The sequence below is a fragment of the Nitratireductor aquibiodomus genome (genome assembly GCF_900105565.1).
GTDB lineage: Bacteria > Pseudomonadota > Alphaproteobacteria > Rhizobiales > Rhizobiaceae > Nitratireductor > Nitratireductor aquibiodomus.
This window is the reverse complement of record NZ_FNSL01000001.1, coordinates 2,124,156-2,150,728: the sequence shown is the minus strand read 5'-3', so window position 1 is coordinate 2,150,728 and position 26,573 is coordinate 2,124,156. Positions and strand designations below refer to the sequence as shown.

At 59.8% G+C, this 26,573-nt stretch carries 25 protein-coding genes and 1 tRNA gene; 6 read left to right on the top strand and 20 right to left on the bottom strand.

The features are described from left to right. Window positions 1–104: 104 nt before the first annotated feature. The 11 genes from BLW55_RS10180 to BLW55_RS10130 all read right to left on the bottom strand — a co-directional run bounded on the left by BLW55_RS10180 (window position 105) and on the right by BLW55_RS10130 (window position 9,961). On the bottom strand, window positions 105–1,430 hold the full coding sequence (locus tag BLW55_RS10180; RefSeq protein WP_090328682.1) for a S41 family peptidase: 1,326 nt from the start codon (window positions 1,428–1,430) through the stop codon (window positions 105–107). Then, a complete protein-coding gene (locus BLW55_RS10175; protein ID WP_007009224.1) occupies window positions 1,420–2,727 on the bottom strand; it encodes a murein hydrolase activator EnvC family protein in 1,308 nt (435 codons plus the stop codon). Before BLW55_RS10175 ends, BLW55_RS10180 begins: the two co-directional genes overlap by 11 nt. A gap of 177 nt (window positions 2,728–2,904) precedes the next feature. Then, the gene (rlmH, locus tag BLW55_RS10170) at window positions 2,905–3,387 is read right to left on the bottom strand and encodes a 23S rRNA (pseudouridine(1915)-N(3))-methyltransferase RlmH (protein ID WP_090328680.1); all 483 of its coding nucleotides are present in this window, start codon (window positions 3,385–3,387) and stop codon (window positions 2,905–2,907) included. A gap of 60 nt (window positions 3,388–3,447) precedes the next feature. Beyond that, the gene (gene rsfS / locus BLW55_RS10165; RefSeq protein ID WP_007009225.1) at window positions 3,448–3,843 is read right to left on the bottom strand and encodes a ribosome silencing factor; all 396 of its coding nucleotides are present in this window, start codon (window positions 3,841–3,843) and stop codon (window positions 3,448–3,450) included. 138 nt (window positions 3,844–3,981) lie between these two features. Beyond that, window positions 3,982–4,623 (bottom strand): nicotinate-nucleotide adenylyltransferase, encoded by a 642-nt coding sequence (locus tag BLW55_RS10160; RefSeq protein ID WP_090328678.1) that lies wholly within the window; start codon window positions 4,621–4,623, stop codon window positions 3,982–3,984. Between the two features lie 14 nt (window positions 4,624–4,637). Next, on the bottom strand, window positions 4,638–5,924 hold the full coding sequence (locus BLW55_RS10155; protein WP_090328676.1) for a glutamate-5-semialdehyde dehydrogenase: 1,287 nt from the start codon (window positions 5,922–5,924) through the stop codon (window positions 4,638–4,640). Further along, the gene (gene proB, locus BLW55_RS10150) at window positions 5,925–7,079 is read right to left on the bottom strand and encodes a glutamate 5-kinase (protein ID WP_090328674.1); all 1,155 of its coding nucleotides are present in this window, start codon (window positions 7,077–7,079) and stop codon (window positions 5,925–5,927) included. An 11-nt stretch (window positions 7,080–7,090) separates the two neighbouring features. Then, window positions 7,091–8,128, bottom strand: coding sequence for a GTPase ObgE (gene obgE / locus BLW55_RS10145; protein WP_007009229.1), 1,038 nt, complete (start codon window positions 8,126–8,128; stop codon window positions 7,091–7,093). A gap of 110 nt (window positions 8,129–8,238) precedes the next feature. Beyond that, on the bottom strand, window positions 8,239–8,832 hold the full coding sequence (locus BLW55_RS10140) for a GNAT family N-acetyltransferase (protein WP_025030535.1): 594 nt from the start codon (window positions 8,830–8,832) through the stop codon (window positions 8,239–8,241). 122 nt (window positions 8,833–8,954) lie between these two features. After that, the gene (gene rpmA / locus BLW55_RS10135; protein WP_007009231.1) at window positions 8,955–9,224 is read right to left on the bottom strand and encodes a 50S ribosomal protein L27; all 270 of its coding nucleotides are present in this window, start codon (window positions 9,222–9,224) and stop codon (window positions 8,955–8,957) included. Between the two features lie 83 nt (window positions 9,225–9,307). Then, window positions 9,308–9,961, bottom strand: coding sequence for a 50S ribosomal protein L21 (locus BLW55_RS10130; protein ID WP_007009232.1), 654 nt, complete (start codon window positions 9,959–9,961; stop codon window positions 9,308–9,310). A 258-nt stretch (window positions 9,962–10,219) separates the two neighbouring features. On the opposite strand from BLW55_RS10130, the gene BLW55_RS10125 reads away from it, so the two are divergent. Together BLW55_RS10125 and BLW55_RS10120 are read left to right on the top strand one after the other, a co-directional pair. Beyond that, window positions 10,220–10,309, top strand: a tRNA-Ser gene (locus BLW55_RS10125). 327 nt (window positions 10,310–10,636) lie between these two features. Beyond that, window positions 10,637–11,602 (top strand): Abi family protein, encoded by a 966-nt coding sequence (locus BLW55_RS10120; RefSeq protein WP_244509037.1) that lies wholly within the window; start codon window positions 10,637–10,639, stop codon window positions 11,600–11,602. A gap of 210 nt (window positions 11,603–11,812) precedes the next feature. Here the strand turns inward: BLW55_RS10120 and BLW55_RS10115 are convergent, their stop codons facing one another. Then, window positions 11,813–12,433: a recombinase family protein gene (locus BLW55_RS10115; RefSeq protein ID WP_090329953.1), complete on the bottom strand. Its 621-nt coding sequence runs from the start codon at window positions 12,431–12,433 to the stop codon at window positions 11,813–11,815. 708 nt (window positions 12,434–13,141) lie between these two features. Here BLW55_RS10115 and BLW55_RS10110 point away from each other — a divergent pair. After that, a complete protein-coding gene (locus BLW55_RS10110) occupies window positions 13,142–13,630 on the top strand; it encodes a Panacea domain-containing protein (RefSeq protein WP_090328673.1) in 489 nt (162 codons plus the stop codon). Between the two features lie 18 nt (window positions 13,631–13,648). Beyond that, window positions 13,649–14,371 (top strand): hypothetical protein, encoded by a 723-nt coding sequence (locus BLW55_RS10105; RefSeq protein WP_090328671.1) that lies wholly within the window; start codon window positions 13,649–13,651, stop codon window positions 14,369–14,371. A 569-nt stretch (window positions 14,372–14,940) separates the two neighbouring features. Here the strand turns inward: BLW55_RS10105 and BLW55_RS10095 are convergent. The 8 genes from BLW55_RS10095 to BLW55_RS10060 all read right to left on the bottom strand — a co-directional run bounded on the left by BLW55_RS10095 (window position 14,941) and on the right by BLW55_RS10060 (window position 25,258). Beyond that, window positions 14,941–16,080, bottom strand: a complete 1,140-nt coding sequence (locus BLW55_RS10095; protein ID WP_244509036.1) for a hypothetical protein — start codon at window positions 16,078–16,080, stop codon at window positions 14,941–14,943. 173 nt (window positions 16,081–16,253) lie between these two features. After that, on the bottom strand, window positions 16,254–16,859 hold the full coding sequence (locus BLW55_RS10090) for an HNH endonuclease (RefSeq protein WP_090328665.1): 606 nt from the start codon (window positions 16,857–16,859) through the stop codon (window positions 16,254–16,256). A gap of 74 nt (window positions 16,860–16,933) precedes the next feature. After that, window positions 16,934–19,861 carry a M15 family metallopeptidase gene (locus tag BLW55_RS10085; protein WP_090328664.1) on the bottom strand — a complete coding sequence of 976 codons (2,928 nt, stop codon included), beginning with the start codon at window positions 19,859–19,861 and terminating at the stop codon, window positions 16,934–16,936. Between the two features lie 930 nt (window positions 19,862–20,791). Continuing rightward, on the bottom strand, window positions 20,792–21,226 hold the full coding sequence (locus BLW55_RS10080) for a helix-turn-helix domain-containing protein (protein ID WP_244509035.1): 435 nt from the start codon (window positions 21,224–21,226) through the stop codon (window positions 20,792–20,794). Next, a complete protein-coding gene (locus tag BLW55_RS10075; RefSeq protein WP_090328661.1) occupies window positions 21,226–21,441 on the bottom strand; it encodes a hypothetical protein in 216 nt (71 codons plus the stop codon). The genes BLW55_RS10080 and BLW55_RS10075 overlap by 1 nt, the downstream gene beginning before the upstream one ends. A 191-nt stretch (window positions 21,442–21,632) precedes the next feature. After that, window positions 21,633–22,973 carry a DUF6538 domain-containing protein gene (locus tag BLW55_RS10070; RefSeq protein WP_090328659.1) on the bottom strand — a complete coding sequence of 447 codons (1,341 nt, stop codon included), beginning with the start codon at window positions 22,971–22,973 and terminating at the stop codon, window positions 21,633–21,635. A gap of 477 nt (window positions 22,974–23,450) precedes the next feature. Further along, window positions 23,451–24,662, bottom strand: a complete 1,212-nt coding sequence (locus BLW55_RS10065; protein WP_090329951.1) for a serine hydrolase domain-containing protein — start codon at window positions 24,660–24,662, stop codon at window positions 23,451–23,453. After that, complete coding sequence (locus tag BLW55_RS10060) at window positions 24,659–25,258, bottom strand: TetR/AcrR family transcriptional regulator (protein ID WP_090328657.1); 600 nt, start codon at window positions 25,256–25,258, stop codon at window positions 24,659–24,661. Before BLW55_RS10060 ends, BLW55_RS10065 begins: the two co-directional genes overlap by 4 nt. A 79-nt stretch (window positions 25,259–25,337) precedes the next feature. Between BLW55_RS10060 and BLW55_RS20785 the strand changes: the two genes are divergently transcribed. Both BLW55_RS20785 and BLW55_RS10055 read left to right on the top strand, forming a co-directional pair. Then, entirely contained in the window at window positions 25,338–25,490 is a 153-nt protein-coding gene (locus BLW55_RS20785; RefSeq protein ID WP_177175061.1) for a hypothetical protein, read from the top strand. Beyond that, the gene (locus tag BLW55_RS10055; protein ID WP_090328655.1) at window positions 25,477–26,562 is read left to right on the top strand and encodes a DUF418 domain-containing protein; all 1,086 of its coding nucleotides are present in this window, start codon (window positions 25,477–25,479) and stop codon (window positions 26,560–26,562) included. The genes BLW55_RS20785 and BLW55_RS10055 overlap by 14 nt, the downstream gene beginning before the upstream one ends. Window positions 26,563–26,573 lie beyond the last annotated feature (11 nt).

The following is a 26,573-nucleotide window of genomic DNA, read 5'->3' as shown; positions in this document are numbered from 1 at the left end:
GCCCGTGAAGCGCATCGCCGCGCGCGAAATTCGGTTTACCGGCGTGTTGTGTCGCCTGAATGTCATCGCCGGATTGCCTGAAACCGGCGATGACAATTCGATACTTACTGATTCATGACCGCTTTGTCAGGATTTGGCGGGAAAGCGGGATCAGTTTTTTCGCCGCGCAGCAGTTCAAGCGCTGCATTGAGCTGCATGTCGTCCTTGGCATCCGGCGGGACATAGGCGATCGAGCCGGAACCTTCCTCATCCTCTTCCTCACCCTTGATGTGCCCGCGAAGGTCCGATTCGCCCCGACGCAGGTCGCGGCCCTGTAACTCTTCCGGGAGTGGCTGGTCGACCTTGATGTCGGGCGTGATGCCCTTGCCCTGGATCGATTCGCCGGACGGCGTGTAGTAGAGCGCGGTGGTGAGGCGCAGGGCGCCATTCTCGCCGAGCGGGATGATGGTCTGCACCGAACCCTTGCCGAAGGACTGGGTGCCGAGGACCGTGGCGCGGCGATGGTCCTGCAGCGCGCCGGCAACGATCTCGGAGGCACTTGCCGAACCGCCGTTGATGAGCACGATCACAGGCTTGCCGTTGAGCACGTCGCCAGGCCGCGAATCGAAGCGGGCGATGTCGTTGGCCTCGCGTCCGCGCGTCGAGACGATCTCGCCGCGGTCGAGGAAAGCATCGGAGACGCTGACCGCCTGATCGAGCAGGCCACCCGGATTGAGACGGAGATCGAGCACATAGCCTTTCAGCTCGTCGTCCGGCACCTCTTTGCTGATCGTGTCAATGGCGCTCATCAGGTCGTCGAAGGTCTTCTCGGTGAAGGAGGTGATCTTCAGATAGCCGACGTCTTCCTCCACGCGGAACTTGACGGCTTTCACCTTGATGATGTCGCGCACGATCGTCAGTTCGATCGGCTTGTCCGCGCCCTCGCGCAGAATGGTGAGCTCGATCGGCGTGTTGACCGGCCCGCGCATCTTGTCGACGGCGTCGTTGAGCGACATGCCGCGCACTTCTTCGCCGTCGATTGCCGAGATCAGGTCGCCGGCCAGAACACCGGCGCGCGAGGCGGGTGTGTCGTCAATGGGCGCAACCACCTTGACCAGTTCGTTGTCCATGGTCACTTCAATGCCAAGGCCACCGAACTCGCCCTTGGTCTGAACCCGCATGTCCTTGGCGGCATCCGGGTCAAGATAGGACGAGTGCGGATCAAGCGAGGTGAGCATGCCGTTGATGGCGCTCTCCACCAGCTTCTTGTCGTCGGGCGGGGTCACATACTGGGAGCGTACGCGCTCGAAGATGTCGCCGAAGATCGCAAGCTGCCGGTAGGTATCCGAACCCGCGGCGTTCGCCGAAAAGCCGCTCGTACCGTGGAGAAGCGAAACCGCGGATGCGCCCACCAGGGCGCCGGCAAACAATAGCGACAAGTTACGTTTCATTTCCTGTCCTTCCAGAGTGTCCCGGAGCCCACCAGGGTTTAGGATCGATCGGTTTTCCGTTCTTCCTGAACTCGACATACAGCTCGGGTGTAACGTCCTCGGTCCCCGGGCCTGCGATGCTTGCCAGACGAGCTTCCCCCATCATGCCGATTGGTTCGCCCGCCAAAACGGATTGCCCCAGCGTCACGCTTACCTTATCCAAACCGGCAAGCACGATATGATAACCGTCGCCGGCGTTGAGTATCAATAGCTGACCATAGGAACGGAACGGTCCTGCGTACAGTACCGTCGCCCCCGCGGGTGCGGTAACGATCGCGCCGGATTGTGTTCTTAGGATGTCGCCCTGAAGTGGCGCGCCGGTATCGTCGTCTTCGCCGAATCGGGCTGCAAACTGGCCCGACACGGGCAGGGCTACCCCGCCGGTGCGTTTCGCAAATGTCGCACCGGCGCCAAGGCGGTTCTCCGGCGAGGTCGGCTCGCTCAACCGCCGCGCACGCTCGGCTTCCGCCTTGCGCAGAGAGGAGATTTCCGTCTCGAGCGATCCGATCAGCTCCTGCAGGCTGGTGGCGCGCGCGGCCAGTGCCTCTGCCTGCTGCTGCTCGGCTGCCATGCGGTTCTCCGCTTCCTGCTGGAGACGCTTCTTTTCATCCAGAAGCAGGGCCAGCCGTTTCTTCTCCTCGGCCTGCCCGGTCACGGTTTTTTGAAGTTTGTCGCGCTCGCCCTCGATCGATGTGACGATGCGGGAAAGATCGCGCAGGTCGCCGATCAGGATTTCCGTTTCCGCGCGCAGTTCTGGCACGACAGCACCGAGAAGGATGGCGCTGCGCACCGATGCGAGGGCATCCTCCGGGCGCACGAGAATGGCCGGTGGCGGGTTGAGGCCCATGCGCTGCAGCGCGCCGAGCACCTCGGCCAGCACACCGCGACGGGACTGGAGCGACTCGCGCAGATAGCTCTCTTCATGCCGCAGTCTGGTCAGGCGTAGCGAAATCGTATCGATGTCCTCGCTGAGCTTGCGCTCCGTCTTCGCTGCCTGGATGAGGGCTGCCGTGATTGCGGCATTGTCATTCCTGATCGTATCGATCTCGGCGGCGATCTCGGCCAGCCGCTTCTCGGTCAGAGCGATCTCTCGATTAACGTCCTGAAACTCAACCTGGCTCTTGTTGTGCTGGGTCTCCAGGACCTGAATTCCATCCTGTGAAAGGACAGGGGCGGGGAGAACGCAGAAGACGGCCGCAGCAGTAGCGGCCGTCCTGAGACGGGCGAGATATGGGCGCGGCACGAGCGCTTTCTTCATCCCTGGTCTGCCGTTCTACGCGGGGTGGAGGTCATTCAGAAACAGCATAGGCCAAGTTTCCTTAAGGAAACATCAACCATGTGGCAGCCGTATGCAATTTTTGGTTGTATTTTGCCGGATGTCAATGCACGAATGTGAAAACACTGGGCGCGGATGTGAAAACAGGGCAAAAACCGCTCAGTCGCGATGATAGGGATGACCGGAAAGAATGGTCGATGTCCGGTAGAGCTGTTCGGCCAGCATGAGACGCACAATCTGGTGCGGCCATGTCTGCGCGCCGAAGGCGATGGTGCGGTCCGCCGCCTGACGCAGTTCGGCGTCATGCCCGTCAGGCCCGCCGATGACAATGGTGAGGCTGCGGCGGCCCTGATCGCGCAAATCCGCGATCACTTCGCTCAACTGTCGGGATGTGAGGTTCCTGCCGCGCTCGTCGAGCAGGAAAAGGGCTGCCCCTTCCGGGCGCATCTGCGCGATCCTGCGGCTTTCCTCGCGCCGCCGTTCGTCGGTGGATTTGGCGCGGCTTTCGACGATCTCGCTGACGCCTGAAAACTCCAGGCCGACAGCCGGGCCGCTCCTTGCGAAACGCTCCAGATAACGGTCCGCCAAATCCCTCTCGGGGCCGGCCTTCATCCGGCCCACGGCACAAATCGCGATATGCATTCCAGCCTCTCTGCCCGGTGGGCGGAGGTGGCTCATGGGCGCCGTCGTTGCCGACGGCGGTCAGTGAACCGTTTCATCCTCCAGATCGGGGGCCTGCCACATCTTTTCGATGTTGTAAAACTCCCGAACTTCCGGACGGAAGACGTGAACGACAATGTCGCCCGTATCGATCAACACCCAGTCGGCGCCACTCAGACCTTCGACCTTGGCATTGCCAAGGCCGGCCTCCTTGAGCGCACGAATCAGATGATCCGCCACCGCCGCGACATGGCGATGCGAGCGCCCCGACGCGATGATCATATGATCGGCGAGCGGGGATTTGCCCTGGATATCAATGGAGATGATGTTTTCCGCCTTGGAGTCTTCCAGACTCGTGAGGGCTGTTTCAACGGCCTGAGAAACCAGATTCCGACTGGCTTCGGCCGGCGAAGGCACCACGTCAGCCTTCTTCGTCATTGCTGTTCTCAGTGTCTTTCCTTTCCAATAAGAACAAGCTCACCATTGGCGCATGCGCCAATGGTACCCAATAGATAGGCAGAGTCTCTTAACAGTTTCAAGACATCGCCGATCACATGTTTTCACGGAGCCTGGCGGTTACTGTGCCTCTTTGGCCGCATTTCTGATGGCCGTCGAGGACAGCGAGGAGCGGGGACCGTGGATGAATGTCCAGGCCGGCGGTCTGCTGCGAGCAAGAATTGGTGCGTCGTCCTCGTCGATACGGGCATGGTCGAATGTCTTGGCCATGGTGGATGAGAGAAAGGCCAGTGTGGAGCCCGGGCGATCGATTACCGCGATGGGCATGGAGCGGGCGATGTGGCGCCAGCGCTCCCAGCGGTGAAAGTCGCGCAGGCTGTCGGCCCCCATGATCCAGACAAAATCGACGCCGCGATTGCGCATCTGAACAAGGTCGATCGTGTCTGCGGTATAGCGGATGCGGTGACCGACCTCGAAGGCGGTCACCTTGACGCGCGGATCGCTGGTGCATTTTTCAGAAAGCGCAATGCGCTCGGAAAGGGGCGCGAGCTCGCGGTGGCTTTTCAGCGGATTGCCGGGCGTGACGATCCACCAGAGCTGATCGAGGCTGAGCCTTCGCATGGCGATCTCGGCGACCAGCGCGTGACCCGCATGGGGCGGGTTGAACGACCCGCCGAAGAGCCCGACAGCCATGCCCGGCTCCACATGGGGCATGCGCAGATAGCGCGCCGGGACAGAGGGAGGCGAAGCAGGCACCGGCATCAAATCATCCGGGCTCACGGCCGGGTCTGGCCGGAGCCGCGAACGCGGTATTTGAACGAGGTGAGCTGTTCGACGCCGACCGGCCCGCGCGCATGCATCTTGCCGGTGGCGATGCCGATTTCCGCACCCATGCCGAACTCGCCGCCATCGGCGAACTGGGTGGAGGCGTTGTGAAGCAGAATGGCGGAATCGATCTCGTTGAAGAAACGCTCAACGGCTGTCGCATCTTCGGCGACGATGGCCTCGGTGTGGTGCGAGGACCATGTGCCGATATGGCGGATCGCTTCATCGACGCCGTCCACCAGCCTTACCGAGATGATGGCATCTAAATACTCCGTGCCCCAGTCCTCGTCTGTGGCAGGCGCGGCCGAGGCGAAGCGGGCGCAGACCTCTTCATCGCCGCGAATGGCGCAACCGGCTTCTTTCAGGGCGGAGAGAACCGGAACCAGAAGCCGGTCGGCAGCGGCGTGATCCACGAGCAGGGTTTCGGCGGCGCCGCAGATGCCGGTGCGCCGCATCTTGGCATTGACGGCGATGGAGACGGCCATGTCGGCCTCGGCTGAGCGGTCGAGATAAAGGTGGCAGATGCCTTCCAGATGGGAGAAAATCGGGACGCGTGCATCGCTTTGGACGCGCTCGACGAGGCTGCGCCCGCCGCGCGGCACGATGACATCGACATTGCCGCCAAGGCCTTTCAGCATTTCGCCGACGGCGGCGCGGTCGGTGACCGGCACGCGCTGGATGGCGTCGGCGGGCAGGCCGGCCTTCTCAAGTCCTTCGACGAGGCAGGCATGGATGGCAGCCGAGGAGCGGGCGGAATCGGAGCCGCCACGCAGGATCACCGCATTGCCGGCCTTGAGGCAGAGTGCGCCTGCATCGGCAGTCACGTTGGGTCGGCTTTCATAAATGACGCCGATGACGCCGAGCGGCGTGCGCACGCGCTCGATCTGAAGACCGTTGGGACGCTCCCATGCGGCGATCACGTCGCCGACCGGGTCTTTCAGCGCGGCTATGGCGCGGATGCCTTCGGCCATGCCGGCGATGCGCGCAGAATCAAGCTTCAGCCGGTCGAGGAGGGCGGGCGAGAGGCCGGCCGCTTCACCGCGTGCCATGTCTTCGCGATTCGCTTCAAGGATCGCTGCTTCATTGCGCGTGAGCGCATCGGCCATGGCTTCCAGCGCGGCGTTCTTGCTCTGTGGCGTGGCAATGGACAACGGGCCTGCGGCAGCGCGGGCGCGCGCTCCCAGATCGTTCATCAGCGCGGCAATGTCCGCGCTGCCCTGCCTGTTTTCCATCAGCATTCAGCTCTCCGCCTTTTCCTTCAGCTGGTGCCGCGCATGGGGCGCGGTCACCAGATCGTCGCGATGCACCATGGCAGCTCGCGCTTCGTATCCGAGCACTTCGGCAATGTCGCCGCTTTTCAGACCGGCGATTCTTACGGCATCGGGAGCGTCATAGGCAACCAGCCCGCGCGCCACTTCGCGCCCGTCGGGCCCGTGGATGGCCACCGTGTCGCCACGCGCGAAACTGCCGGAAACCTGGGTGACGCCAATCGGCAGGAGCGAGTTTCCGGCGGCAAGCGCCAGAACTGCGCCGGCATCGACCGTGATGGTGCCTGCCGGCTCCAGCTGGCCGGCGATCCAGGTCTTGTAGGCGCGCACAGGTGTGTCGCTCCCCCTGAAGAGGGTGGAGCGGGCGCCATTGTCGATTGCCGCAAGGGGGTTGAGGCGCGTGCCCGAGGCGATCACCATCGCGGTTCCTGCCGCCGTAGCAATGCGGCCTGCATCGAGCTTGGTGCGCATGCCGCCGCGCGACAGTTCCGATGCCGCAGCGCCGGCCATGGCCTCGATCTCCGGTGTGATGGCGTCGACTACGGGGATGAAACGCGCATCGGGGTCGCTTGCCGGAGGGGCCGTGTAGAGCCCGTCCACATCGGACAGCAGAACCAGAAGATCGGCACCGAGCATGGTGGCGATGCGGGCGGCCAGCCGGTCATTGTCGCCATAGCGGATTTCGCTGGTGGCGACCGTGTCATTCTCGTTGATGACGGGAACGACGCCCATCTTGAGAAGTGTGGAGACGGTGGCGCGCACATTGAGATAGCGGCGGCGCTCTTCCGTGTCGCCGAGCGTTACGAGGATCTGGCCGGATTTCAGCCCGCGCTTGCGCAGCTCCTCATCCCACGCGCCGGCGAGCGCGATCTGGCCGACCGAGGCGGCAGCCTGGCTTTCTTCCAGCTTCAGCGTGCGCCGCTCGATACCCAGAATGGTGCGGCCAAGCGCGATGGCCCCGGACGAGACCACCAGCACCTCGACACCATCGGCATTGAGTGCGGCAATGTCATCGACCAGCGCGGAAAGCCATTCGCGCTTCAGGCCCTTCTTGCGGTCTACCAGAAGGGCGGAGCCGATCTTGACGGTGATGCGGCGGTGACTGCTGAGCGCGGGGCGGGTCATGCGGGATTTGCCTATTTCTGCCAGCGGTCGTCAGCCGCGTCTGCATCTTCTTCTTCGGCGCGCGCGTCCTGAATGATCTTCATCAGCGCGCGCAGCACGTCCTGTACGCCTTCGCCGGTGGCCGAGGAGAGGAGGAGGGGCTTCTTTCCGCAGGCTTCTGCAAGGGCTGCCTGCTTTTCGGCCCGCGCTTCGTCGTCGAGAAGGTCCACTTGGCTGAGTGCGACGATCTCTGCCTTGTCGGTGAGGCCGTGGCCATAGGCGGCAAGCTCACCGCGAATGGTGGTGTAGACGGCGGCGGGGTCTTCCTCGCGCGCGGAGACGAGATGGAGCAGAACGCGCGTGCGCTCCACATGACCGAGAAACCGGTCGCCAATGCCAACGCCCGCATGGGCGCCCTCGATGAGGCCGGGGATGTCGGCCATCACGAATTCGCGCGCGTCGATGCGCACCACGCCGAGATTGGGATGCAGCGTGGTGAAGGGATAGTCTGCAATCTTGGGCTTGGCCGCGGTAACCGTGGCGAGAAATGTGGACTTGCCGGCATTGGGCAGGCCGACCAGACCGGCATCGGCGATGAGCTTCAGGCGCAGCCATATCCATGCCTCTTCTCCCGGCAGGCCGGGATTGGCGCGGCGCGGCGCCTGATTGGTGGAGGATTTGAAATGCTGGTTGCCGAAACCGCCATTGCCGCCGCTGGCCAGCCTGAAGCGCTGGCCGATTTCGGTCAGGTCGCAAATGAGCGTCTCGTTGTCTTCCTCGTATATCTGCGTGCCGACGGGTACTTTGAGAACGGCGTCCTCGCCCTTGGCGCCGGTGCGGTTTCGGCCCATGCCATGCACGCCGGTCTTGGCCTTGAAATGCTGCTGGTAGCGGTAGTCGATCAGCGTGTTCAGGCCCTGAACGGCCTCGATCCAGACATCGCCGCCGCGACCGCCATCGCCGCCGTCAGGGCCGCCGAACTCGATGTATTTCTCGCGCCGGAACGAAACGGAGCCCGCGCCGCCATCGCCGGAGCGGATATAGACCTTGGCCTGATCGAGGAATTTCATGGGTTTGACCGTCTTTCCGTATCGTTGCGCAGAACCGTCTACAGCATCACGCGCAGAAGTGCGAGAGCAGACAGGTCCCGACCCCGGACTTGCCTGCTCTCAGCTTCCGTTCAGGCGCCCCAGCTTCTGAGGCTGACCCAGGTGCTGCGGTCGAGGTGATAGCGCTCGACCGGAACCCTGCCGGCCACAACCGAATCCATCATGCCCTGACCGGCATACTGGAAACCGCACTTGTGGATCACGCGCCGTGAGGCGGTGTTGGTGACGCGGCAGGATACATTCAGCCGGTCGATATCCGTGGCGCGGAAGGCCAGATCGACGAGCGCATGCGCAGCCTCTGTCGCGTAGCCGCGCCCCCAGTAGGGCTCACCGATCCAGTAGCCCATTTCCAGGCCATTCGCACGGTTTTCAACACCGGCACAGCCGATGAAGGCGCCGGTCTCCGAAAGCGTGATGGCGTAGGTGCAGCCACTGATCTGGCCGGCGCGAACGCGGCTCAGGAAGCTTTGCGCATCGGTCACGCGATAGGGGTTGGGCAGGCGCCCGAGCATTTCGGCCAGCCGCCGGTTGTTGGCGAGTTCCACCAGTTCGGTCACGTCGTCGTCGCGCGGGATGCGCAGAACGAGGCGCTCGGTGACGAGGACCGGGCAATCTATTTCAACTCTGGGACTTTCACTCTCGATGTCTTCACTTTCGGCAACCATCGTTTTTCCTCCGGACAAAAAGAAAGGGGAGATGGCAACCCATCTCCCCTTTCGAACCTATTTCCGGAATGTCCAGACACCGGTCCCCGAGATGGGTCGCCGGTGTTGGTGAAGCGGACCGGCTACTCCGCTGCCTCCGTAATCGGGTTTACGGACACGTAGGTTCGACCATTGGCTTTTTTCGCGAAGGAGACAGCACCTGCCTCTTTCGCAAAAATCGTATGATCCTTGCCCATGCCGACATTGACGCCGGGATGCCATTTCGTGCCGCGCTGACGGATAATGATGTTGCCAGCGAGAACCTTCTCGCCGCCGAATTTCTTCACACCAAGGCGTTTGGACTCGGAATCGCGACCGTTGCGCGACGAACCACCAGCTTTTTTGTGTGCCATTCTTCTGCTCCTTTGCGCCCGTCGAGAGCGCTTGCATTCCTAATGCGCCGTCAGGCGCTGAATTTCAACCCTTTGGCGAAGGATTATTTCGCCAGTTCCTTGGCCTGCTCGCGCCAGTCCTTGATCTGGTCGGCGCTGAACGGCATGGCCTCGTCGATGCGCACCACGTCCTCGTCGGTAAGGGCGGCCACCTGTGCGTAGGTGGTGATGCCCTGCTCGGCGAGCTGGCCGGCGGCAACCGGGCCGATGCCCTTGATCTTGGTCAGATCGTCGGGCTCGCCGGCCGGAGCAGTGAAGAGCGGAGCAGCCGCAGCCGGCGCTTCCGTCTTTGCCTCTGCCTTCTTGGGAGCGGCTTCCTTCTTGGCCGGCTTTTCCTCGGCTTTGGCAGCCGGCTTCGCAGCGGCCTTCTTCGAGGGCTTCGCGCCGCCGGTCAGGATCTCGGAGATCCGCACGGTGGTCAGAAGCTGACGATGGCCGCGCTTGCGGCGCGAATTTTGGCGGCGACGCTTCTTGAAGGCGATGACCTTCTTGCCGCGGCCCTGTTCGACCACCTCGGCGGCCACGCTGGCGCCATCGACAAGCGGTGCGCCAATGGTCACGTCCTCGCCTTCGCCAACGGCCAGAACGTCTGCAAACTGAATGATCTCACCGGGCTCGCCGGTGACGCGCTCGACCTGAAGCAGATCGTTTGCGGAAACGCGGTACTGCTTACCGCCGGTCTTGATGACTGCGAACATCTTTTTGCCTTTCAGTGTCCGGTCCGGCTTGGGTCCGCAAGGCGCGGCCTGCCGTCTTTTTGCCAGTCTGGATGGTTAAATGACAAACGGCGCCGGGGTTTTCCCGCGCCGCAGGTCGCGTGTCCATAACGGAAGAGGTCTGGAAGGTCAAGCAGAGGCGGGAAAAATGCGGCAGATTGGCTTCGATTGGCCCTTGTATCGAAACCGATCACCGGTTATCTAGTGCGCCGCGCTGGCAACAGCAGACCAGCATCTCGCGGAGAGGTGGCTGAGTGGTTGAAAGCACCGCACTCGAAATGCGGCATACTCGCAAGGGTATCGGGGGTTCGAATCCCTCCCTCTCCGCCATAGCTACCTTGCTCCCCCAGAAGCCATATAAAGCAATAGCTTAGCGGTTCCTTGCTGCAAGTCGCTCCCCCATATTGCTCCCCCACTTTTGTCAGGTGCGGGTCATCATTTGAGGGCAATAGTCATGATATGTTCTTCGTCTCTCTTGGCGAATCTATCTTTGACAAGCCCGCACTTGGCAGAATGCAGATACCTGACTAATGTCTGTGGCGAATCCTAGCCGGAGGAGGGGCAGCTGGGACGCTTGACTTTGGAGCACAGATCACCCATATTCGCTGGCGATACGGCCGGCGCCCCTGCAATGCAAGCGTCGGCCTTCTTATTTCTATGTCTTATAACAAGACCTATCTGACAATCCCGCAACAACGGGCATTGCTGGAAGCCCGTGGCATGCAAATTCCCGAGCCTCAGAAGGCTGAAGAGTATTTGCAGCGTATCGGATACTACCGACTGAGCGCCTACTGGTTTCCATTCCGCAAAGTGGTGCGATTGCCAGATGGCACATTCGAGCTTAGCAACGATTTCAAAAGCGGGACCAGCTTCAAGCACGCAACCGACCTATACGCGTTCGACAAGAGCCTCCGGCTACTGATCCTTGACGCAATTGAGCGCATTGAGATTTCGATACGCACTGAGGTTGCTTTGGCAGTTGGGCGTCATGGCCCCAAGGCTCATCGGGATCCCACCAAGGTAGATGGAAACTTTAGAGCCGTCCGGCCGCCGCACACCGCCTCGATGTACGCCGGATGGATTGACAAGCTTGATCGGAAAGAAGCCTCCTCAAAGGAGGAGTTCGCTGATCACTTTCGGACGAAGTACGCTGGCGACCAAATGCCAATTTGGATTGCCGTGGAGTTGCTCGATTTCGGGCCGCTCTCGATTTTTCTTTCAGGAATGACGTATTCCGATCTTCAACAAGTCGCGGCCAGCTATGGACTCAATGGACACAACGGGCCGCACCTACTCCGAACGTGGATACGGTCCCTAAGTTCGCTCCGCAACATTTGCGCTCATCATTCTAGAGTTTGGAACAAACCACTTATCCACCAGCCAGCTGTCCCTCAACTGGGGCAGCACCAAGACCTACAACACATTTCGGGCTTGCCCGACAGTAACCGCCGATTGTACGCGGCTCTCGCGATAATGCGGTTCCTATTAAAGCGCGTAAACCCACGAACGAAGTGGGCAGACCGGTTGAAGGAGCATGTCGGTACGTTCCCCAACGGCCCCAACATCAAGTTGTCCGATGCCGGTTTCCCAGACGATTGGACTACACTACCGCTCTGGAACTAGCCTTCTTTCGTTTGCGGCTCTTTCGGTATGTTCTTCATGAGCCGGTCACGGGCTTCCTCTTACTGGTCGGTTTCCAGTTCGCGGGCGGTTGGCGGAACTTATTAGCCTGGTTTCTATGATCTTCCTGCATTTCCAAATTTCACTTCTGTGAACCTCGCCGCATTTCTCCAAGACCCTGCTGACCTGTTTGGCGGTCCAATTGCGGAGGCGTTATGCCTCCTCCTTTATCCGCTTTGCTAGCCTAGAGAGCGTTGACGTGGAGACCCCTGTGGCCTTCACGATGCTGGCCCACGTCTGTCCACGCTTGAGCATGTCCATGAGGGCGGTATTGCGCTCGGTGTCCTCGGGCCTTCCTCGATACGCCCCCGCCGCCTTGGCCTTCTGGATGCCCTGAGCCTGCCTCCTGCGGCGGTCCTCATAGTCCTTTCGGGCTATCGCGGCGAGCATGTCCAGCATCATGCCGTTGATGGCGTCCAGCATGCGGGCGGAGAACTCGTCGGCTCCTGGCTGAATGAGCTGGTGAGAGGTGGGGAGGTCTAGGGCCACCACGCGGACACGCTTGGAGGCAATCTCTGCCTTGAGCTTTTCCCAGTCGGCAGCATTGAGCCGGCTCAGGCGGTCCACCTGCTCCACCAAGAGAACGTCTCCAGGCTGGCAATCGGAGAGGAGGCGGAACAATTCAGGACGCTGGAGGGAGGTCCCGCTCTCATTCTCCATGTAGGAAGCGGCAATCTTCAGTCCCCGCTCATCAACAAACCGTTGGAGGTCTGCCTTGGCGCGGGCGGCGTCTTGTTCCTTGGTGGAGGCGCGGAGGTATGCGCGGATGAACATAGCGAAAGGCTCCATAGTTCGCTTTGGATAGCTTCGATAATATTACTTCGCTTTGAGTTGTCAACGATATTTATCGAAGTGATTTTTCAAACGGCTTGAGGGGATTCGCTATAGGTGTACTCCAATAGAAGTGACCCATTTGGACGCTGGATGGGTCTGCTACCATCTCCCCAGCTTCTTGGGCGGCTCGTGGTGGGGTGCCCGGCAGGCAGACCATGGGGCGAACCCCCACGCCAACACTCTGGCCTAAATCGGCGGGGGTGGCCCAGGGGGGAAGTCTGCCCATTGCCACGCAACTTGGAGACCTCGCGCGGCGGACCCTTCTTGACAGTCCGGGAGCCAACCAGAAACCGCTACATCAAGCTGACGTCCGTATGACAGCCATCAGGGCCACGAGGAGCGCCCCGAAGCTCATGCCCACCAGAATGGAGACCTTGAGAGTCTGAGCGTTGAGTACGGTCTTCAGATCAGCTTTAGTGACAAGCTCCTGCATGGTGAGGCTCCGTGAGGATGAAACCCAGTTATTGCATGAGGCGAGGCTTGATGACAGTGCGAAGGAAACTCTAGCTACGAAATTGTAATGCGTGGTTGTGTCCGCGACATAGCGACCGGTGATGCCCGGAGAACTAACATCTCGACAGCGGCATGTTAAACTCACATTAAACCTCATCTTCATATCTTGGTTCGAGCAGCAAATGGATAGAGCCCATGTTTGACGCCCGGATTATTGCCAATGAAGTACTTGCGAGGGCGTGGGCCGAGGGCCTCGAACTTACGCAGATCGATGTACAGAAAATCGTCTATTTTTTGCACGGGCACCATCTGGTGGAGCACGGAAAACCACTGGTGAAGTCAGAGTTCGAGGCTTGGGAGTATGGGCCTGTCCAGAGGTCTCTTTACGATGGATTCAAGAAATTCGGCGACCAGCCCATTTCAGAGTTTGCAGAAAAATTTGACCCGATAAAGCGGACAACGGCGGAATTGCCGAAGCTGACTGACAATGCAGCAGTCTCCACAATCGAAAGGCATCTCTATAAATATCTCGAAGTTCCCAGCTTTGCTCTGGTGGAGATGACCCATCGCCCTGATACTCCCTGGTCAAGAACTATCGAGTCTGCAAAAACCCATGTTAATGTTGGGATGAGAATCAAAGATGATCTGATTCTGTCGCATTTCGAGGGCTTACAAGTATCGTAGAGGTGCTCGTTGGGAAAAATGAAGCGCAAGGCTATCGGCCTTCTGAATCGCATCCAATTCGTCGACCTTGCCCAAGCCGTTACGGTTCCTTCGACTGCCAGAAGAGATTGGCTTAGAAAATACCTGCACAGGGCAGTGCGCGGTGGAAAGTTCCCCAGCTATCGATACTTTCGCGCTGCAGTTCCCACAATCTACGGCGTCAGGAGGGGCCTTGACCTTTCCCCTCCGATAAGTAGGGAGGCCTTGGAGAAGCACGTCAAATTGGCCTGCAGGGGCACAGATGAAGCTCTCAACGTGGATGCAGCGCTAACGCTCTACGATCTAGTTCGCCCCAAAGAATACCTTGCGTATGACCATCCGCCTAGAAACTTGCCTTTGGGACATAAACGGGTAGCGGCGATTGGGCTTGAATGCGAATTGGTCAAAGGTGATGAATTGGTTTTTCAATTTCCTTTTCCGAGACGCGAACGTCTGGAAGATCAATCCATCAAGATACTCCTATCCATAATCCATCATGCTTATGCGGTTGATGACCGTGAAGGCGCTGCGGTCGAACTGGCTGACTTGAGTTGCGATTTTGAGGAAGCTGCCTCGCGAAAGGAGCGCCTACCCAGCGTTAGATCTCCTCGTATCGTTCGTTTGAAAGAGAACGATCTGATTTCAATGGATGATCTGGCCCCTGAAATTCAGAGTGTTCACGATCTTCTCCTTGACCTCGGAGAAGAGCCTGATCCCGCCTGAGATGGACACGTTAAAGAGTAGGTTTCTTGCCACAGCCATAAGGCAGATAGCCCACATCCGGTTGAGCCAAAAGAGGCCTAGTGGGGACGCCCTTGGAGGCAAACTCCAACAACGCGCCCATGAGAGGATACGGCTCTCCGCATTCATCAACTTAGTTCCAATGCCGATTCCAAAACAGATGGGCAAATGCGGGATGCTTTGCACAGCCCGCTTGCATAAGTGGCTTTACCGTCCAGCCCTCAGGTAATGCCGCCTTGAGCTTTTGTGGCGGCGTCCTACATGGTGCGGCTCCGTCGAGGATGACACCCAATTATTGCATGAAGCAGGGCTTGATAGCAGTACTTGGGGCGGCCCTTTAGGTGGGAAGACTACCTCAACCTCTCCCCCTGCTGCCTAATGGCCCTTCCGGTACCCCCAAGGCGATCACTTTAAGCATCAATGCGGAGACTGAAAGACGCTGCCCCATGTCGCCAGGGAGAGAGGAGGAGATGGTCTTTCCCCATCTTCAGGCGACATCAAGCAGCCCCCCTAGAGGAGCGACCAGGGGGGGTAAGTGGCCGTTTTAGGCGTCATGCCGCCTCGGCAAGTGCTGGAGGTCGCCAGATAGGCTTTTCTCCAACAGCCAGCGCCACGCCAAGTATCTGCTCCGAGGCGGTGCGCATGGCCTCTAGCGCCCGCTCCTTATCGGAAACGCGAGTTTGAATACCGTCATGGAGAGGCAGCGAGGGGATACCTCTGGCGGCTAGGTCCAAGAGCACCGCCATGAGGATACGTGATTCCAAGGCCATCAGTTCCACGCCGCAATCGGAGCCGAACAGGTGAGCGATGACAGGATGCCGAGAGCCAGCCGCTTGCACAAGCCGTTTGGCCGTCCAGCCCTCGGGGAGCTTGGCTTTCAGCTTTGGCACTAGGAGCCGCATGGGGCCTGCCCTGGAGAGAAGTGACGCCATGGCCTGCTTGGCCCCGTCTCGGTGCTTCTCCAGGCCGGGAATCGCGTACGGGTCTCCATCTGGGAGCCTTCCCGTGGCCTTGAGGTAGGCCATGGAGGGATGCATCGCGGAGAAGTCCAAGTCGGCTACGTCCTCCCCGCCTATGGTGATGCGGTGTCGTAGCTTACTATCTAGTGTCTGCCAGAAGCCGCCCCAGAGCCTGCCCAGAAGGTTGAACGCAATGGGGTCCTCAGGAGACCGAAGGAGGAAGGAGCGATAAAGGCGGATTGGCCCTACCGGCTCCCCATCGTATTCAATCTCGGCTGCATTGAGCATCTCATTGACCGTATCCACTTCGGCGCGGAGTCTCATAGTCTCCTCGGTGTCGGCATAGTGTATCAGGCGCTTGGGCGGTGGTCGGTCGCGGCGGCGGACATCTCCCCTACCTTCCTGCGGTTGTCTAGCCCTAAGCAGGATGGTCTCCCCTCCAGCGTCCCGTCCGATGTCGGCGAAGCGGACCCCATGGCGATCCAGTAGGCCCCGAAACTTCCTGGTCGGCTCCACGGTCGTCGTGGTCTGCTTGAAGCGATATGCATGTCGGATGAGAAAGCCCGACGCCTCAAGTTCCCTCAAGGTCTTTCCAAGGATGCGCCTGGGGTAATCCGCCCTTTCGTATCGCGTTGGCTTCGTCTTCGCGGTGGATATGGCCAAGACGTTCCCTGGCATGTGGGAGGGGCTTAAGGCGAGGTGCGCGAGGTTGGCCGCGATGTTCTGGACCACGAACCGCTTACGCTCCATAGCGTCACGGCGGGGAGACCTCATGCGGCCTGAGGGGGCTGACTGGATAGCGGCAAAAAGGTGCTCGGCCAAGGCTCGCAAGGCCTGCCCCTTCGCGGTCAACCAAGCATCAAGGAAGATGGAAGTGTATTCTTCTTCCCGGTCCTGCCCGGAGTCTAGTCGAACCAAATCTCTATCCTGCCGTTGTAGAGCGGTTCCTCACCGTTGGCGGTGTCGGTGCCGTGGTTCGGGTGGTATCCCAGAGCGGCCTCAAACGCTTTCCGCTTCCTGATGGCCTCCTCCTCAGTGTCGAAGGAGCCGATGTAGCGATTCCGCCCTTCTTCAGAAATCCAGACCCGCCACTTCTTTAGTGACTTGTCGTAATAGACTCCTGCCACACCGGACTCCCGATTGGCCTGTCGCCCTAGGTTCTTCATGTTCTCGGCTGGGGTGGTCGCTCGGAGGTTTAGCCAGCGGTTGTCATCCCTCTTGTGGTTCACATGGTCTACTTGATGCTCAGGCCACTTGCCTGTCTGGATGACCCAAATCACGACATGCGCGAGGGGGCGGCAACCGGGCAAACATAGCTGTATGTAACCGCTGGAGTTCTTGCTGCCCGCTGGTTTCTCCGCATAGCGAGAGTTCCAGCCTTTCCATGTCGCGTCCGTCTTGAAGTAGCGGCGCGGCCTAGGCTTCCATAAAAGACTCCCTGTTTCGGGATCGTAGCCCAGAAGCTCTCTAAGTGTCTTGACCGGGAGGCGCTGATCCTTCGGTTGTTTCAACGTGGTGTGCTCCTGTTGGGAAAAATGCTGATGGATGAGAGGAGAAAAGCCACATGCTTCTCCCAGCTAGTGGCCTATGACTTGATGGCGAAATGCGGGAGGTCCTTGAAGCTCTTCCAGTCGGCCCCGATGTCCAGCTTCACACCCAACTCATTGGCTGCTTCGCGCATAGCCTTGACGATCTGAGTCTGAAGTTTCTTATCGAAGACCACCGCTCCGTCCTCATCGAGTGGCCAGAGGTCAACGGCACCACCATGTAGGTGGTCACTGTCTTGGGTCTTTGACCACCCCCACTTGACGGCCTTCTTCTGTAGCTCTGCGTCACGTTTGCCCGAACCAATGACGAACTTGATCTGGGAAAGCTCCTGAGCCCGTTTGACGACCTTCTGGAGGTCCGGCTTGATGCTCCTCAGGTTATCCTCGTGGTTTGCAACTGGGTCATCGTTCCACTCGATGAACTTGGCGATCTGGTCTTCACCACGGCTGTCCGTGACGGGCAGCTTGGAGTACGCCTTAGGTGTCAGCCCCTCAGTACCACCGAGTGAGGCCACCTGGGTTCCACCCTTTCGGACTTTCCCAAGTGCGCTCCGCAGACCAGCTACAGAGGTGCCAACTCGCTGCCCCTTATATGAGCCCCTACCGTCTGCCCTCGGCAGCGAAGCCCATTCCTGGGAGAGTCCCGTCATGAACTTCTCGTCGGTCATCTTCCCGGACAACCACTTGGAGAGTCCACGCCGCTCCAGAAGATGCATAGCAAGACGGTCCTGAAGCTTCTTGTCGAACTTCATGTCGTCCGTCAGGCCTAGTTCCTTCTTGAGCCCACGGAGGGTAGTCCTGATGATCTGATACCGACCAATGGCAGAAGAGTCCCATTTGTTGTCTGGGTGCCGGAGCATCTGTGTCTGGAGCTTGTCGATCTCCCCGAGAGTCATGTTGACCAGATCAACATCACCGCCCGTGTAGGCGCCGTAACCCAATGTCTCGTTGTAACCATCCCCTCTATCGGTGCCCTCTGTGTGGCCAACCAGTGATAGGAGCGGCTCAACCGGAGCGTTGCCGGCCGATGAGCTTCCGTCCGCCAGTTTGGGAGGGTTACGGAGGAGGTTCTGTAGGTTCGATCGCTGATCCTCTGGGATGGAGTTGGTGATGGTGTTGTCTACCCCAGGATCCTCGTCTGTGAGGGACTGCATCCTCTCGTCGAACATCCGTCGCGCCTCTGCCGGGTCGAGCCCGTACTTCTTCGCCAGCGCATTGACGGCACTCGATGTCGGGTCCTGGTCCTGAGACTCCTCGTCGCCAAACCCGAAGAAGCTCTTGATGCCGTCGATGATCCCGCCATCTTCGACCTCGACCTCCTCAGGGTGCTGTGCCGGTGTCGCCTCCGCTGGCAAGACCTCGGGTTGATCCTGCCGTGATGCTGGGTTGGCGTGAATGACTTCGCCGTCTCGAAATTGAAGCGTTGATCCGTCTGGGGTTTTGTATCGGCCCGCGTCACCATCTCCCCCGCCCTCGATCCGCTGCCGAATGAGAGCGCCAGCTTCATTTATGGCCTTCTCGCGCTCAATGGCGGTCGCGTCTGGGTTCCTCTCTTCCCAGTCGAGGAGCATCATGTCGAAATCGATCATCGCTTGGTTGGAGACATCGTTGAGACCCTTGATGCCCAAAAGATCAAACTCGCCTGCTCCAAGCTGGTTCTGGATAATGCTTTGCCATCTCTTGGCCGTTTGGTGGCCCATTACGCCGCGACCGTCAGCATTGGCCTTGCGCAGCTTCTCCACTCGGTCCAGCGCCAGATTGAGGGTCTCCGTGGTGCGAATGACGCCCTGGTCGAACATCTGGAGCACGTCCCTTTCGGTGGCACCCTCGTGGATGTCTCGGAAGACCAGAGAGATTGCCGATGGGTCCTCCAGGACACCAGCATCAGCGAATTGGCGACGGTACTGGGCGATCTTGGCCCTTGCGTCACCATCTCTGCGGGACAGCTCGGTGATGATCTCCTCGGGCACGTCGGCGTTGTGGTCTTCTGCCAGGACCCGCACGACCTCTGCCCAGCGTTGTTCCTGCTGCTGCTTCTCCAGCTTCTCGCGGGCTGCTGCGTTCGTGGTCTCCTGTCTCGCCTGAGCGTTGCCTATGTTGTCGAGCGCCCGGTCGCGCTTCTCGCGGACCTTGATGTCATACGACATGGGGTGTTCAGCATCGGGCAGCTTCCGTTCGAGGAGCTGGAGGAGTTCCGTGTTGTTGGTCCGCTCGGCCTCCAGGATGATGGAGTCCACGATCATCCCATCATAGTCCTTCGCCAGGACACCCGTGGTGAGGGCCTCTTCGCGTAGGGCCGTGATGGAGGACCACATAGCCTCGTAATCGGTACCTGTCTCGCTGGTCTTTCCCTGTGATTCCAGCCCGTCGATGGTCGAGATGATGAGGGAGCCCTGTGTACCAACCGCCCCCGAGTAAACCGTATCGGCCCGCTCCCGGTTGAACCTGTCGAAGCTCTCCGTGAAGAGGCTGTCTACGTGGGGGTTGAGTCCTGCCAGGACGTGAGGATCATTCTCCTCACCAAGATTGTTCTTCAGGAAGCTCCCGACGAATTGCTCGAAGGCTCCAGGGTCACCAGAGTTGCGCCCATCCCACTGCTGATACTCTATGGCGAACTTGTCGCGGAGCTTGAGGCCCTGAACATTGCCCTGAGACTTCTTGTACCACTCCATGAACACCGGGGAGGCATTTGGAGGGACGAGGCCCTGCCGTACTGCTTCACCCCAGGCTGTATGGTTGCTACGGTTGAATGCCGCGATGCCTCGCTGCTTGTCCAAGTCGTTCTGCTCTTTGGTCCTCTTGTCGAGGAAGGCCGACATGCCCTCATCTAGTGCAGATAGGCCCTGGGCCAGCTCGTGGAGAGGGGACCTGTCTGGGTCTGCCGGACGTACGTAAGTGTTGACCGGTGAGGCGACACCTCTGATTTCGGAGGGGGCAGAGACCTCCCTAACCTGTGCTCTTGGCATGAATTTTCCTTGTCACTAGGAATGCTCCGCGCTCTTCAATGTGAAGGGGAGCAAGTCGGCTGAAATGGTGGGAAGGGTTTCGGCCATGCTTGGCCATCATCAGTAGGGGAGCTACACCCCTAGACCTTTCAACGCTCGGTTCTGGTCCCCATGTCCTGGAGGGCTTGGCGGGCTTGGGGTGATAGTTCTTCCATGTTCATTCCCTTCATGGATGACAAAAAAGCCCGCTTCCTCCCGGTGGAAAGACACGAGGAGGAGGGGCGGGCTGACGGGGTTGGGTGATGCAGGCTATTGGATAGGTCTACTGATCCAATCTCTCACCCATGGCGTTTTCGCTAAGTGGCCGCTGATGGGTGGCCGGGACAGCAAGGGGCGGCGCTGGGCGCTCTTTACAAGTGGGCACCTATTGCGGCGGCAGCACTGTGGGACTCTACAAGAAGCTGGGCTTTACAAGTACGAACCTATTTCAACAGCGGCGGCACGAAGGTGTCCTTTCAAGTAGGCACCAATTTCCCCGAGGCTCTGCCTTTTCAAGTACGAGCCAATTTGGAGCTAGGGCCTTCACATGGGGCCGCTTTCAAGGATGAGGCCATTTGGTTCCCGAGCACAAGCATGGCAGGCGGCTGTTTCTAGTACGAGGGAATTAAGGCCCCCTCCCTGGAGCCGGACATACAGGGTAGAGGACCCTCCCTCATGTCCAGACATTGAGATAGCCACGGAACATCATGCGTGGATACCTATGGTCGATGCGCGAAGACAAATTGCTGGCAACGCAATGCCGCTTCTCAAGAAGCTGCCTATTAATGTGCAGTGTGGCGAGCGCTCCCATTCAAGTACGTGCGAATTAATGTGCAGATGCGGCGGGACTGCTCCTGGCTTCCAAGAGTACGCCTAGTCGAATGCAGGAATGAGAGGGCCACAGGCCCTCCCTTATGTCGCCTTCCTGAGGATCAACGCAAGTTGCGCCGCGAGGCCTCGGCCCCTGGGTGTCAGGTCGAATGTCTTCTTGCGGCGATTGTCTGGGTTGATGCCGGTCAGCACCAGGCCCAATCCCGGCCTCCCAGAGCGGTACCCGATGCCAAGATACCTGAGGTGCTGGCTTATGGTGGTCGGCGTCATGCCCACTTTCACCGCTAGGTCCTCCAGCGTCAGGGGTTCACCCTCACGGTCCTCGTGGTCGCTCCATACGGCTGCACCGAGGAAGGTGACGGTGGTGGCCAACGTCATGTCTTTGCTCTCGGCCATCATCCTCCTGTTGGCCTCCAGGTACGCACGTATCAACCTGTCAGTGGACATAGACACTCGCTTGTCTGGCATTGTGGATGGGAGGGAGAAGAGGTGGACCTCTCCAACCGTTGGAGGCATCAGGAGAACATCCACTCTGGGTGTGTCATGCGCCGTGCTTCCTCCTGGTCCTGCTCCCAGGCTTCAATCCACGGAGACAGGTCCTTCCCCTCGCGCCACTCATTGAGAAACTCAAAAGGTTCATGGGGTTGCAGGTAGTCCAGCGCGAAGCTGATGGCGGCGGCAGCGTCCTTGAGGTCCGACGCGACAACTGGGCGGGTAATACGGTGGGTCATTGCGCAATCTCCATATCTGCGTTGCGCTCCCCAGTATGGTCACGGTGAGTCGCGGGGCAATAGCGAAAATCGGACAGACGCGGGCGCTTTCAGACCCTGTGCAAGTGCGAATTGTTGTATCTGGTTGCCGCCCTTCTCGTGCTTCGCTTCACCCTCTGGACGGTACGACAATGCACAGCAATTTTAATTTTTTAGGTGGGCAGCTTCACCGCTCTCACCAAGGCCCGCTTCGCGTTGTCGCTTGATGCCCCAGGGTAATGGCTCATGGTCAGCTTGAAGAGGTTCTTCACGCCTTCATCATCGTGCCCCACCACGTCCGCAATGGTCCACGCACTGAAGCCTGCATTGGGTTCCTGCATGGCGTCTCGTGCCTTGCGGATGAACCAGCGGCGGAATGAATGAAAGTCCACGTTGCTCTTGGCTTTGTCGTTCGGCCTCTCGTCCACCTTCACCTTGCGGCGATACCGAGAGAACGCTTTCGAGGCGGGATCGGAGCGACTGTCACGCGATGTCGGGATGTCTGGCAAACCATCTATCAGGTAGGCGTCATCTGGGTTGTTCTTGGTGCGTCGGGATATGATGCCCGTAAGGTCTGGATGGATTGGCACGGTGCGGCGGGCATTGTCTGTCTTGCCCTCATGGATCGCGAAGGTTCCGCCTTTGCAGTCGGCCACACGTAGCTGACAGATTTCCTCCAGGCGCATTCCTGACAACGCGGCAATATACATGAGGTCGGTGAGATACAGGCTCGGTGGTGGTCGCATGAGGTCGGATACAGGGCCATAGAGGAGCGTCGCTGCTTCTTCGTCGGTATAGGGCCGCTTGCCGCCATCCCTCTCGGCGCTGCGGTCACGGCGGGACTGTTCGGGAAGCTCCTGACCTGACCATGGGTTGTCATCCGCATGGCCGCGCTTCTGGAGCCATTTCCAGTACTCCCTCAGGAAGCCTAGATAGGCCGCTGCCTTATCGCGGCTCCGCCCGACACAAAGCGAGTTTTCGATGAATTGGCCTGCGGTCTTCCTCGTCACAGCCTCCAACGTCGCTGCATGATGCTCGGCCTTGAGCCAGTCACCAAGCCAACGCAGGACACGCTTAAAATCCCCCTGGGACTTGAGCCTGTAGCCCGCCTTGAAGGAGAGAAAGGCGTCTGTGTGATGGTCCAGCGGGGTCGTCTTCCCACTCGCCAGATTGAAGAACGCGGTGGCTGCTTCGCGGCCCTCGGTGGCAGCAATCTTCTCGGCCCGGTCGTGGAGCCAATATTGTGTTCCCTCATCATCCGCGTGAAGGCGGGCTTGGAGTGCTTCAGCCTCGCGGGGATTATTGGATAAGGCGGCGCGGCGGGCTTGGGCTATAACGGCCTTCATGCGCGTGACTACAGCCCATTTGCGCTCATTGGCTTCTTTGAGGTCCGATGTGCCAAGGGTCTGCTTGAAACGGGTTCGACCAAGGATGCCCTGAAGGTTGCGAGGAATGAAGACCACCACTCGCCATTGCTGGCCGTGCCACTCCAAGTATTGTTGTGAATTTGCCATGCCCCGGTACCCTGCTCCCCCACATTGCTTCCCCAGACAGGGGGCTAGAAGATAGCAAAGTCAAGCGCTGCAAGGTTAATTTTGTGGGGAAGAGAGTGTCCCTCCCTCTCCGCCATTTTCTTGATCTCACGCCAGTTCGCTTCGCTCACGGCTCCGATAGGGCGGGCGAAAGCCCGGGCCGCGGTCGCGGCCTGCGGCGTCAGGTTCGAAATCTCTCCCATCCTCTCCGCCACTATGTCGCTCACGTCAGTCTCGCTTCGCTCGACGCCTCCGCGGGGCGGCCTGTCCGGCCGGCGGGCAGTCGCCCGCTGGGTTCCGAGTTCGAATTTTCTCCCGAGCGCTCCATCGGTTCATGATCGTATGGATCGTCAGCTTCGATATTCCTCTAGTCTGATTATTGTTGCGGGGCAGTTGTGTACTTCGTGATCTGATGGAAGCGGTGGAGCCGGGTTCAGGTGCGGCCGCACCGCGTTTCCCTCACGGCTGCGCGGGCATTGAGCTCTGCTGCTGGCCGTCGCTCAGCGTCTGCGCAAACTCGACGAGTTTTTCACCGATCATCACCGTGCGTAGAAAGATGCCGGCATTGCTGAGGACGACGAGCGTCGTGTCGTTCTCCAGATCGCGCCAGTAAAAATTTGAAAACCCCTGCCAAAGACCGTAGGACGTGACGATGGGGAAATCCTGTACATTCCAGCCCAGGCCGGGCTGGAGGGTTTTGCCCAATACGGTTTCCTGAATGATCTCACCATTCGCCAGGCGCCCGGGCGCATAGGCGGGCTCGTAGGCTTCTGCGGGCATCAGTGCGCCCTGGCGCAGGGCCTGATCCCAGATGATGAGGTCGCGGGCGCTCGCATAGATGTTTCCGTCCCCGGCCACACCGTCAAAACGGTTGAGATCGTCGGGTACGTCGGAACCGAAATAGAGGAAGCGCTTGCGAAAGCCGATGGCCCTGTCTTCCAGCAGATTGGTGTTTTCGATGCCGTTGACGACTGCCGTGCGGTGCATTCCCAGAGGGGTGAACAGGCGTGATTGCAGGAAGTCGGCGAATGACTGCCCCGAAACGCGTGCAACGATCTCGGCCAGAAGCGCATAATTGCTGTTCGAGTAGTTTTCCTTTTCGCCCGGTGTAAACATGGGGCCTTCATCCGTCGCGGCAAGCCAGCCGATCAGCTTTGCGGGCGTCAGGATATCCCTGTCCTGCTCCAGTCTCTTCGCCAGTTTACGGCTTCGCGCGTAGTCAGGAATGCCGGACGTATGAGAAAGCAGATGATCGAGTGTCACACCATCATAGCGGCCCAGTTCGGGAATGTGCTGTACAAGGGGGTCGTGCAGCGTGAATTTGCCCTCATGCGCAAGCAGCAGGACCGCGAAAGCGGTGATGTGTTTTGAGACCGAGGCCAGGTTGAAGGATGTCCTGCTGGTGATGGCGCGCCCTGTCGCGGCGTCGGCAAAGCCGACATGGTGCTCGAAAACCGTGTTGCCTTCCCGGACGATCAGAACCGTGCCGTTGAATTTTCTGGCGCGCTCGAGCGCGTCGAACCAGTCTTCCAGGGCACGCGTCCTTTCCGCGAGCGGCGCGTTTGGCGAGATGACAAGCTTGGGCAGCTTCAGGGTCACATATTCCAACGCGACGAAGGCGCAGGCGGCAATGAGGACTGATATTGCGCCACATATCAGGGCAAGCTTCACGGCTTCACCTGTGTCGCCGCGTTGATGAAGCGCCACAGCGTGGTCTTTGCGGAGCCTTTTGCGTCCTTCAGCAATACCCTTAGCGCGCGCCCCTCGATGGCGTCGAGTATGAGGCCTGCCGTTTCGCGAGGGTCTTCGAACGCGCGGAAGTGGCCAGCGCGCGTGCCCTCTTCGAGCAGCTTTGCAAGACCGGTCACAAGTCCGGCGCGGTTGCCAGAGAACAATGAGGCGATCTGCGGCGCGCGGATGGCTTCGGACAGGATCTCGAGCCCCAGAACCGCATTCTCCGGGCGGGCTGCGTATTCCGCATAGTCTTCAACAAAGCGCTTCAGCGTTGCCTTCGGGTCCGGGCCTGCGGCGAGCAATGTGCGGAAGGCTTCCAGTTCCTGTGCCTCGATCCGTGCGATCTCGGCCAGGACGGCCTCCTTGCCGGAGAAGTGATTGTAGAGATTGCCGAGGCTGATGCCCGCCCGGTGGGCGATGTCGCGCACGCCCGTCTGATGATAGCCGGCTTCCAGAAAGCAGGTGACCGCAGCCTCGATGATGAGCTGCTTGCGCGGGTGGGGGGGCGAGGGCGCCGTTTTCTTTCCGATCATCTTGCAGGTTTCACAATTGGCAGATATATGAACGAACGATCGTTCATAATATGGCTGATGTATCGAGATGGAGCAAGGGATGCGGCGCGATAAACACAGAAAATCAGGAGACCGGCTCTCGCAGAAAGGTGCCGGGTTCATGGTCGATGCAGGCAGATGCCTCGCCGGTGGTGAACCCTGCAGCGCGGCAGCGCGTGATGCGACGGTGGAGGCGCAGCATGACCGTTTCTGATCAGGTCGAACGACCGGCGCGAACCGGGAGGCTGGAAGGTCTGGACCTCGCACGCTTCTTCGCTTTCGTCGGCATGGTGATCGTCAACTTTACGATCGTCATGGGGGCGGAAGGGATGGGGGCGGAAGGGGGCGAGGGACCCCTTGCCTGGTTCACGCTGGCGCTTGAGGGGCGTGCTGCGGCCACATTTGTGGTGCTCGCCGGTATTGGCCTTGGCCTTGCGGCCGGGCGCGGGGTGGAAAGCACCGTGCCGGTCACGATCAGGCGCGCGGTGTTCCTTCTGGTGCTGGGCCTCGCCAACACGCTCGTTTTCGATGCCGACATCCTGCACTACTACGCGTTCTATTTCCTATTTGGCGCGCTTCTTCTCTCGTGGCCGACGCCAACGCTGATCGCCATGATCGTGGCGCTCAACATTGCCTTTGTCGGCATGAACTTCATTTTCGACTACGACACGGGCCGCAACTGGGTGGACTACAGCTATGCCGATTTCTGGACACCGGCGGGCTTTGTGCGGAACCTTTTTTTCAATGGGTGGCACCCGGTTGTTCCCTGGCTGGGTTTTCTGCTCTTCGGCGTCATCCTCAGCCGGCTGAGGCTCGACGAAAGGCGTTTGCGCAACGCCCTGATGTTTGGTGGCGTGGCGGCGTATCTGCTGGCCGAGGTGCTTGGCGCGCAACTGCGCCCGCTTCTGGCGTCGCTCGATCCCGAGCTTGCCTATCTGGCGACGACGGGGCCGGTGCCGCCCATGCCGCTCTATATGCTGGCTGGCATGGGGATGGCGTCATTCGTGGTGGGTGTCTGCCTGTGGCTTGCGGAGCTGGCTGCCATGGCGCCGTTCATGCGGGTGGTTGTGCCCGCCGGACGGCAGACGCTCACGCTCTACATTGCCCACATCATGGTTGGCATGGGGGTGATCGAGGCGCTCGGCATGCTGGGTGGGCAGACACTGGGTGTGTCGTTCATGGCGTCGCTGATCTTCTGTTTCGTCGCGGTGCTGTTTGCGTGGCTGTGGTCGCGCGCCTTCAGGCGTGGGCCTGTCGAGATGCTGATGCGGGAGCTCGCCGGATAGGGCAGGCGCTG